This is a genomic window from Streptomyces sp. NPDC002690, assembly GCF_053592415.1.
Map to the genome: position 1 here is coordinate 1 of NZ_JBSFVR010000315.1, position 8,567 is coordinate 8,567.

Below are 8,567 nucleotides of genomic sequence, written 5' to 3' on the forward strand. Positions count from 1 at the left end.
GTCCGGCAGCGAGTCTGCGTCCACCTGCCCCGGCCGGAGCTCCGCGCTGGGCGGCTTGGTGATCGACGCCTCCGGGATCGGCGGGATCTGACCGCCGGGTCGCCCGCCACGACCAGCGGGTCGAACAGCACGATCACCCCCGCGAGGAGCAGGAAGGCGAGCGGTCCGACGAGAAGGGGAACCAGGATCGAGCCGACCGTCTCGCCCCCGGCCCGGCCGGTGGCACCGGGGTGCAGATGGACCCGGAGCGCGGCCATGCCGGTGTAGTGCATCCCGCTCACGGCGGCGCCCATGACGACGGCGGCGCCCAGGCTCGGCAGGAAACCGCGGAGGGAGACGGCCGCCCAGAGCGCCACGGTGGCGGCGACCACGGCGATGACGACGGAGAGAGCCACGGTGGCCGTCGAGTACGCGAACTGTCCCCGGAACGCCATGGCCGCCATGCCGAGGTAGTGCATGGAGGCGATCCCGAGGCCGGTGATGGGGCCGCCGGTGACCAGTGCCAGCCGGGTCGCGCCCCGGTAACCCACGATGAAGATGCCGATACCGACCATGACGATCGCCACGGCGAGGCTCGCGAACATCAGTGGCAGGTCGTACGTGATCGCCGCGTCGTCGATACGGAAACCCATCATCGCGATGAAGTGCATGGTCCAGATTCCGGAGCCGATGGACGTGGCGCCGAGCGCGAGCCATCCGGCCCGGTGCGGGCGGCGGGCCGGATGCGACCCGGTGGACCGGACGGACCGGACGGACCGGACGGTGCAGCGAAGCCCCAGCGCGGCACCGAGGCAGGCCATGAGAAAGGCCACGACCGGAGTCACGAGGCCGTAGGAGAAGCCGTCGACTGTGCCCTGCATGCTGGATACGCCCTTCAGGAAAACGCGGTGCTGGTGGTGCTCTGCCGGTCGGCGGGCGGGCCGGGGCCCATGACTCCCGCCGACCGGCGGGGAAGCCGCTGGTCGCGGACCGGTCCCGCTCGGTCGAAGGATCGGGACGCACGGTCCCGGCGGGGCTCCGTCGGCCGGAGTTCCGCCAAAAACCGCCAGGCCCCGGCAAGCGAACACAAGGGCGGCATTTTATCGCCCGAAAACTGGAGCGGTGGAGAAAATGCCGCGCATGATCCAGTCCTCACCACTTCTCTCCTCGGTGAGGGTGACCGTCACACTCCTGCGACGTCACGCGCACCATTGCCCGCGCTTCACCCGGGCGCCGCCGGTGCCGGGCGTCGCATGCGGGTGGCCGGGGGCGGTGGTCGGTGGCGGTGGTCGGTGGCGGGTGCCGGTTGATGCTCCTCCTGTTCGTCAAGCGTGGCGAGCACGAGGCGCAAGGTACTTTCTCCGCATGGCACTCACCCCGGACGCCGAAGTCCGCAGCCGCGACGAACTGGTCTCCTTCGTCCGAGAACTGCGTCAGGACTGCCTCCGCAGGGGACACGAAGGGGAGAACCGGAGCATCGACCGCTTCCTGGAGGCCCTCGCGGCATGGATGCATGACGCACCGGGCTGGTACCAGAACATGGAGAAGGAGCTCCCGGAAGGCGGGGACTGGACGTTCTTGGCCCGAGCGCTTCAGGCCGCCACCGTCTACGAGTGACGTGTTCGCGTCCCGTGTCGCGCCCGGCGCCGTGGGCGTCGATGGGGTCGATGGGGTCGATGGGGTCGATGGGGTCGGGCATACCCGAGTATCGGGATCGATGTCGGTGGCGGACTCTACTGTGGCGGTATGACGAACGGCGCAGGCCCTGTGGAGTGGTCCGTCGTGGCGAGCCCCGTCGGACCCCTGATGCTCGCCACGACGGACACCGGCTTGGTCTCCGTGTCCTTCCACGCGCGACCCCCGGTGCGTGACCGGACGCTGGCGATGCTGCGGGAGAGGCTCGGTGCGGAGCCGGTGGAGGACGGCGGCTCCGCCGTGCTCGCCGCGGCGGCCCGTCTGCTCGACGCCTATTTCGACGGCGCGCTACGGACGTTCGATCTCCCCCTGGACTGGTCGTTGACCTCTGGCTTCCACCGCCGTGTCCTCCAGGAACTCGCCACAGGTGTTCCGTACGGCGCGGTCGTCGGGTACGGCGAGCTCGCCGCCCGGGTGGGGCGGCCGGACGGCGCGCAGGCGGTCGGGGCGGCCATGGGCGCCAACCCACTGCCGGTCGTCGTGCCGTGCCACCGGGTGGTGGAGAGCGGCGGCGGGCTGGGAGGGTTCGGCGGCGGTACGGAGACGAAGCGGCGGCTGCTGGAGCTGGAGGGCGTGCTGCCCCATCCGCTGTTCTGACCCCGGGCGGTGTTCTGACCCCGACCGGTGCTCGGCCCCCGGGCCCGGTGTTCTGCTCCTGGCCGGTGCTTTGCTACCGGCCGGTGCTCTGCTCCTGGCCGGTGCTCTGCTACCGGCTGCCCGCCCGCGCCTGCGGCGCGTACGGACCCGGGGGTCACCCCTTCTCGCGGAGCCCCGTCCATGCCGGGTGGCGGGGGTCGTCCGCGCGGACGACGGCGTCGGCGTGGTCGGCGGGGGCGGTCTCCTCCTCGTACCGCGCGAAGGCGGGCAGGGTCCACCGGGCTTCCTCGTCCGTGCGCCGCAGCAACGCGCCCGGCGAGAGCCGCAGATGGACCGCGAGGTCGAACGGGTACCACTGCCCCAGCAGCAGCGGCCCGTGCAGCACCAGCACCCCGCCCTCGGGCAGTTGGCGGTACGGGCTGCGGGTGGCCCGGTCGGTGGCCGGGTCCCACAGGTCCGGCAGGACGCGTCCGGTACCGCCAGGCTCCAGCGGCCCGAACACCTCGCGCCACAGCGCCCCGGTGTCGAACCAGCCCTGGGCGTACGAGTCGGGGTCCCGTCTGCCGTACTCGTACCGCAGACTCGCCGGGCGCAGGAATCCCTCGGTGGGGACGACGAGTACGGCCCGGCCGCGCAGGCGCAGGGCCTTGGCGAGGCGGTCGGCCAGGGGGCCGGTGCCGGCGGCGGGGGCGCCGTCGACGCCGATCCTGAGCCAGGGGCCGCCGCCGTCCGGGATCAGCCCGTCCGCGTGCGCGGCGAGGGCCTCGGCCAGCCGGTCCCAGGTGATCGCTTCGAGTCGCACCCGTTCATCATCCACCGGCGGCCGTGGCCATGGACCGGCGGCCGTGGCCATGGACCGGCGGCCGTGGCCGTGGACCGGCGGCCGGTCACTCCCCGCGCAGTTCCGCGGCGAGCGGACTCTCGCCGCGTACCTCGATCCGGCCGTCCTTCACCGCCTGCGCGAAGGTGACCTCGTCCCGGCCCATGGCCAGGCAGAGTTCGGCGTCCAGGGCGATACGGGCGTCGGCGCGGGGGTCGCCGCCGTAGCCGTAGACCTCCTCCCCTGGCGGTACGACGCCCGCGCGGACGTGGAACTCACCTTCGTCCAGGTGGACTTCGACCACGCCGGAGTGGGCGGTCGTGGCCAGGGAGCGGCGCAGCGGGAGGGCGAACCAATGGGCGCGGACGGCGTCGGTGGGGCGGCGTTCCTCCAGCGCGGGCGCGCCCCACTGGGCGAGGGCGGTGAGGACGGGCAGCAGTCCCCTGCCCCGGACGGTGAGTTCGTAGACCGAGGCGGCGGCCGGGGGCGGCAGCTTGCGGCGCAGCGCGAGGCCGCTCTGCTCCATGTCCTTGAGGCGGGAGGCGAGGACGTCCGTGCTGACTCCCGGCAGGTCCGCGTGCAGATCGGTGTAGCGGCGCGGTCCGGCCAGGAGTTCACGGACGATCAGCAGGGTCCACCGGTCTCCGACGGAGTCCAGGGCTCGGGCGGTGGCGCAGAACTGGTCGTAACTGCGTCGGCGTACGGGGCGCGCTGCTGGCTGCTGCTGACGTGGCATACGACGCAGTCTAGACATGTTGTTGGACTTTCCAAGGTCAGGCTTGGTAAAACCAAGTATCGCAATCGGCAGGGGAGGAACCGCATGGAGTTCCGGCAGTCCAGCAAGCTCGACGAGGTCTGTTACGAGATCCGTGGCCCGGTCATCGAGCAGGCGAACGCGCTGGAGGAGGCGGGCCACAGCGTGCTCCGCCTCAACACCGGCAACCCCGCGCTCTTCGGCTTCGAGGCGCCCGAGGAGATCGTCCAGGACATGATCCGGATGCTCCCCCAGGCGCACGGCTACACCGATTCGCGCGGCATCCTGTCGGCCCGCCGCGCGGTCGCCCAGCGCTACCAGGCGATGGGGCTGCCGGACGTCGACGTGGACGACATCTTCCTCGGCAACGGCGTCTCCGAGCTGATCTCCATGGCCGTCCAGGCGTTCCTGGAGGACGGCGACGAGGTGCTCGTGCCGAGCCCCGACTACCCGCTCTGGACCGCGGTGATCACCCTCGCCGGCGGCAAGGCCGTCCACTACACCTGCGACGAGCAGTCGGACTGGAACCCGGACCTCGCCGACATGGCTTCCAAGATCACCGACCGCACCAAGGCCGTGGTGATCATCAACCCCAACAACCCCACCGGCGCGGTCTATTCGAAGGAGACCCTGGAGGGCGTCCTCGACCTCGCCCGCCGCAACGGGCTGCTGGTCTACGCCGACGAGATCTACGACCAGATCCTCTACGACGACGCGGTGCACCACCCGGTCGCGTCCCTCGCCCCGGACCTGCTCACCCTCACCTTCAGCGGGCTGTCGAAGACGTACCGGGTCGCCGGGTTCCGCTCGGGGTGGCTGGTGGTCTCCGGCCCGCAGGAGCACGCGCGCGGCTACCTCGAAGGCCTGACCACGCTGGCCTCCATGCGGCTGTGCGCCAACGCCCCCGCGCAGTACGCCATCCAGGCCGCGCTCGGCGGCCGGCAGACCATCCGGGAACTCGTCGCCCCCGGCGGCAGGCTGTACGAGCAGCGCGACCGTGCCTGGCAGAAGCTGAACGAGATTCCCGGGGTGTCCTGCGTGAAGCCGAAGGGTGCGCTCTACGCGTTCCCCCGGATCGACCCGAAGGTGCACCGGATCTTCGACGACGAGCGGTTCGTGCTCGACCTGCTGCTCCGGGAGAAGATCCAGGTGGTGCAGGGCACCGGCTTCAACTGGCCCCGGCCCGACCACTTCCGCATTCTGACGCTGCCGCACGCCGACGACCTCGACGCCGCGATCAGCCGCATCGGGCGGTTCCTGGAGGGGTACCGGCAGTGAGCGGGGGACCCGCCTCCGGCTCTTCGCGTCCCCCGGGCCTTCGCGTCCCCGGGCCTTCGCGCCCCCCGGCCCTTCGCGTCTCAGGCCCTTCGCGCCCCCCGGCCCTTCGCGTCTCAGGCAGGGCGGAACCTGCGCACCAGCCCCCTGAGCGGGATGTCGGCGAGCCAGAACCAGATGGCCGCGAAGGGGTGCCAGGCGAAGGCGAGGGGGACGGACACGGCGAAGACCAGCGCCCTCGCCCCCAGGTCGACGGAGACCGACCGGGCGGAAGCAGCCGCCGCGCCGTCCTCCGCCCGGCCCGCACCCGGTGCCCACCGGCCGCGACGTCCCGTCCTGAGCACCGCCAGCCCCAGCAGGTTGGTGACGGCGACGGTACCCGCGTAGACCGCGACCGCGAGGGGTTCGGAGGCGTATTCGGAGAGCAGCGAGGTCGGGAAGGGGAGAAAGGCGACCGCCCCGAGCCAGACGAGCGCGAACCGGATCGAGGGCCCCTCGAACAGGGGAACGAGAGCCAGGATGCGCCGGTGGTCGCGCCAGAAGCCCGCGAGGATGACGAAGCTCAGCGCATAGGCGCCGACATCGGGCAGCGCGTCCTGGACCGCGTCCCTGAAGCGGGCGTCGTCCAGGCCCCGGGGCACCCGGATGTCGAGCACCAGCAGGGTCATGGCGATCGCGAAGATCCCGTCCGACAAGCCGGTCAGCCGGTCCGCCGTCCTCGCACCGTCCTCCCGTGCCCGCTCGTCGCTCACCGGGTCAGCTTCCCCGGGCCGCACCGGCGCCGCGCGGATTACTCCGACGGCGGGCGGGCCGTGGCTTCCGCGTCCTCGTTCCGGCGGAACGTCCCCGGAGAAGCACGGAGAACGGGAGCGGGCCCGGAGACGTAGCCGGCCTCCGGGCCCTGTGGGTGCCGCCTTCGTCGCACGCCGGCACGTTTAAGGACCAGGGTCAGTCGTGATGTCGTCGCGTCCTGCCTTTGGACCACCGCAGATCGAGCTCTGCGGGCCAGATTCGAACTGGCATTTCGACGCCGCTGGGCCCTGGACCGGTCGATCCGGCGATCGGCGGCCCATGCTGAGTCTGGAGCAAGAGTCTGAGATTGATCGCGGTCTGCCTCTGCCTGTTGGGCCACTCCGGCGGGGAGCTGGTGCGTTCCGGGCCCGCCCCGCCGCAGGGCGGGGATCATGATCCGGAAGTGCCGGAGGGAGGACTCGAACCTCCACTGGAACCGCGTCCGTCACGACAAGCCTCAGTTTCAGCTTGCGCTCCTCGCGCACCCCGGCCGCGGTTCTCCGTGGCCGGGGAATCCATGATCGGTCACCCGAAGAGGTAACCGAATACCGCGTCACCCACCCGCTGGTCGACGACCTCGGCCGCGTTGGCCTCCTCGCGGGCGTACTTCACGGCCTGCTGGAGCTTCTCCACCCGCTCCGTCAGCTCCCGCACCCGGCGGGCGGGGAGGGCGCCGGAGAACTTCACCGTCGTCCAGTAACCGATCGGCACGTCCTCGTAGTACACCTCGACCTGTGCCGGGTGCTTCTCCGTCGCCTCCGCCTTGACATGGTTGCGGGGCACCTTCTTCGTACGGAGGGTGCGCACCGGCTCGGTCTTCCACGAGTCGGTCGACGGGTCCTGCGCCCACGCCTCGGAGGCGTCCAGCACCGGCAGCTTGCGGACGAAGGTGCCGATGTCGGTCAGCTGCTTCTCCAGGAAGAGGAGGTAGGAGACCGGGGCGTCCGCGACGATCACCCGGCCGTCGACCGTGACGTCCGCGCGGGCCGCGCAGTTCGCCCGGTCCTTGGTGGCGGTCACGTCGAAGAGGCGGGTCAGCGCGGCGGCGGTGTCCCGCAGCACGTCCTCGGCCTTGACCTGCACCAGCGTCGATTCGGGCGGCAACTGCTCGCCCTCCTCGTCCTTCGGCTGGTACGTACGGGTGAGCCCGGCCAGCAACCCGGGCTTCTGGAGACCGTGATGGGCGGCGGTGAGGTCCTGGTGGGCCTTGGACTTGACGCCCTTCTCCACCGCGATGATCTGATTGAGTTTCGCCACGCCACGGAAGCTAGCACCGGCAACAGGGGTTCCTCCAGGGGATTTTCGCCCGGCTACCGCCAAGTGCCCTCGCCCGCCCTCTCATTGGCCGAGCAGCGCCAGCAGTACACCCACCGGGTCGGTGCCCGGCCTGGCTCGGGGCCACCAGTCCTCACTGCCGGAGTCGGCCTCGTAGCCGTACCAGAGGTTGTCCCGGCCGAAGCGGAGCTGGAGCGTGCCGCCGGGGTGGGTGAGGTGGTTGCGCCAGGGCTGGAAGCGGGGGAAGTCGGCCGCGGCCAGGCCCGGGCGGGCCCGGTCGAAGGGGCCGGCCGGGGGGTCCCACGGGGTTTCCAGCACGGCGAGCCCTTCCGCGCCGCCCTGCCGCCAGGCGGCCACGGCGCGGGCGAGGTCGGTGGTGTTGCGGCCGGTGGCGTGCGCGAGTTCGCGGTAGAGGGCCCGCGAGGTGGCGGTGAGCCCGGCGGTGGGTCCGGCTGCCGCCAGCCGGACGGCGTCCTGCCAGGCGCTCAGTCCGGCGAGCGGGTCGCGGCCGGTGGTGAGGATCGCGTGGGCGCGGGCCGCCGCATCGGTGGCCAGCTGGTCCAGGGCCAACGGATCGCGGGCGCCCGGCAGTTCGGGGTAGGCGGGCGGCCTGCCGGGGAGAGCGGGCACGGGCAGCGGGGGCGGCAGCGGCAGCAGGTAGCGCCCGGCGAGCGCCTCCCGGGCAGGCACCGAGGGGGCTTCGGGAGCCTCCGGGCGCTCAAGGGCGGCGTGCTCGGCGTTGCGCCGGGCGAGCTCGTCCAGGAGTTCGCGTTCACCGCGTCCGCGCAGGAGCAGCAGGACGAACGGATCGGTGTCCAGCAGACGGGCCGTCTGGTAGCAGAGCGCCGCGACGTGTTTGCAGGGCAGCGCACGGTCGGGGCACGAGCAGGTCGGGTCGAGATCGTCGACGGCCGGCAGCAGCCGGACCCCGGCACCGTCGGCGGTGTCGACCAAGGCATGCGGCATGGTCCTGGCCAGCAGCGCGGAGAAGTGCCCGGGGCGGGCTGCCACCGCGTCCAGCAGCGTGTCCCAGCCGCTCTCGGTGTATACGCGCAGGCGGATCTCCGCGCGGTACGGGCGGGGCCTGCTGCCGTGCACGTACGCGACGACCCGGCCGGGGGTGACGGTGATCGCGGCGACATGGCCCGAGTCGGCGTACGCGCGGCCCCGGGCGAGGCGCCCCTCGTCCAGCGAGAGCCCTTCCAGCGCGGCCACCCAAGCGCGGCCCCACCAGCTGTCCGCGAAGGGCTCGCCCTCGGCGGACGTACGGGCGGGGACCGCCTCGAAGGTGCGGCGCAGGCCGTCCGGGCCCGGCCGGGCGGCTCCTCGCCTACAACGGCAGGTTGCGCGGGATCTCCGGCGCCGAGACCGACAAACGGG

9 protein-coding genes and 1 pseudogene are annotated in these 8,567 nt (G+C 72.1%); 3 read left to right on the plus strand and 7 right to left on the minus strand.

The window, feature by feature from the left end:
- Nucleotides 1–860 (minus strand): MHYT domain-containing protein (locus ACWD3D_RS28690; RefSeq protein WP_451463685.1); only part of this gene is annotated, 860 nt, incomplete at its 3' end.
- Nucleotides 861–1,344: 484 nt separating this feature from the next.
- On the opposite strand from ACWD3D_RS28690, the gene ACWD3D_RS28695 reads away from it, so the two are divergent.
- On the plus strand, nt 1,345–1,596 hold the full coding sequence (locus ACWD3D_RS28695; RefSeq protein WP_451463686.1) for a DUF7660 family protein: 252 nt from the start codon (nt 1,345–1,347) through the stop codon (nt 1,594–1,596).
- 129 nt (nt 1,597–1,725) lie between these two features.
- Nucleotides 1,726–2,271: a methylated-DNA--[protein]-cysteine S-methyltransferase gene (locus ACWD3D_RS28700; protein WP_451463687.1), complete on the plus strand. Its 546-nt coding sequence runs from the start codon at nt 1,726–1,728 to the stop codon at nt 2,269–2,271.
- Between the two features lie 154 nt (nt 2,272–2,425).
- On the opposite strand, the gene ACWD3D_RS28705 is transcribed toward ACWD3D_RS28700, so the two are convergent.
- Both ACWD3D_RS28705 and ACWD3D_RS28710 read right to left on the minus strand, forming a co-directional pair.
- Complete coding sequence (locus tag ACWD3D_RS28705; protein ID WP_451463688.1) at nt 2,426–3,073, minus strand: uridine kinase; 648 nt, start codon at nt 3,071–3,073, stop codon at nt 2,426–2,428.
- Between the two features lie 85 nt (nt 3,074–3,158).
- Nucleotides 3,159–3,827, minus strand: a complete 669-nt coding sequence (locus tag ACWD3D_RS28710) for a winged helix-turn-helix transcriptional regulator (protein WP_451463689.1) — start codon at nt 3,825–3,827, stop codon at nt 3,159–3,161.
- A gap of 84 nt (nt 3,828–3,911) precedes the next feature.
- Here ACWD3D_RS28710 and ACWD3D_RS28715 point away from each other — a divergent pair, with 84 nt between their 5' ends.
- Nucleotides 3,912–5,123: a pyridoxal phosphate-dependent aminotransferase gene (locus tag ACWD3D_RS28715; RefSeq protein ID WP_451463690.1), complete on the plus strand. Its 1,212-nt coding sequence runs from the start codon at nt 3,912–3,914 to the stop codon at nt 5,121–5,123.
- A 113-nt stretch (nt 5,124–5,236) separates the two neighbouring features.
- Here the strand turns inward: ACWD3D_RS28715 and ACWD3D_RS28720 are convergent, their stop codons facing one another.
- The 4 genes and pseudogenes from ACWD3D_RS28720 to ACWD3D_RS28735 form a co-directional block, all read right to left on the minus strand.
- Entirely contained in the window at nt 5,237–5,872 is a 636-nt protein-coding gene (locus ACWD3D_RS28720) for a TMEM175 family protein (RefSeq protein ID WP_451463691.1), read from the minus strand.
- Nucleotides 5,873–6,316: 444 nt separating this feature from the next.
- Nucleotides 6,317–6,403, minus strand: a pseudogene (locus ACWD3D_RS28725).
- Nucleotides 6,404–6,437: 34 nt separating this feature from the next.
- Complete coding sequence (locus ACWD3D_RS28730; RefSeq protein WP_451463692.1) at nt 6,438–7,169, minus strand: DUF7873 family protein; 732 nt, start codon at nt 7,167–7,169, stop codon at nt 6,438–6,440.
- Between the two features lie 81 nt (nt 7,170–7,250).
- A complete protein-coding gene (locus ACWD3D_RS28735) occupies nt 7,251–8,486 on the minus strand; it encodes an SWIM zinc finger family protein (protein WP_451463693.1) in 1,236 nt (411 codons plus the stop codon).
- Between the last annotated feature and the right edge of the window lie 81 nt (nt 8,487–8,567).

Coding starts and splice junctions, on each gene's coding strand:
- ACWD3D_RS28715 (WP_451463690.1), top strand. CDS start 3,912: ATGGAGTTCCGGCAGTCCAGCAAGCTCGACGAGGTCTGTTACGAGATC.
- ACWD3D_RS28710 (WP_451463689.1), bottom strand. CDS start 3,827: ATGCCACGTCAGCAGCAGCCAGCAGCGCGCCCCGTACGCCGACGCAGT.
- ACWD3D_RS28695 (WP_451463686.1), top strand. CDS start 1,345: ATGGCACTCACCCCGGACGCCGAAGTCCGCAGCCGCGACGAACTGGTC.
- ACWD3D_RS28700 (WP_451463687.1), top strand. CDS start 1,726: ATGACGAACGGCGCAGGCCCTGTGGAGTGGTCCGTCGTGGCGAGCCCC.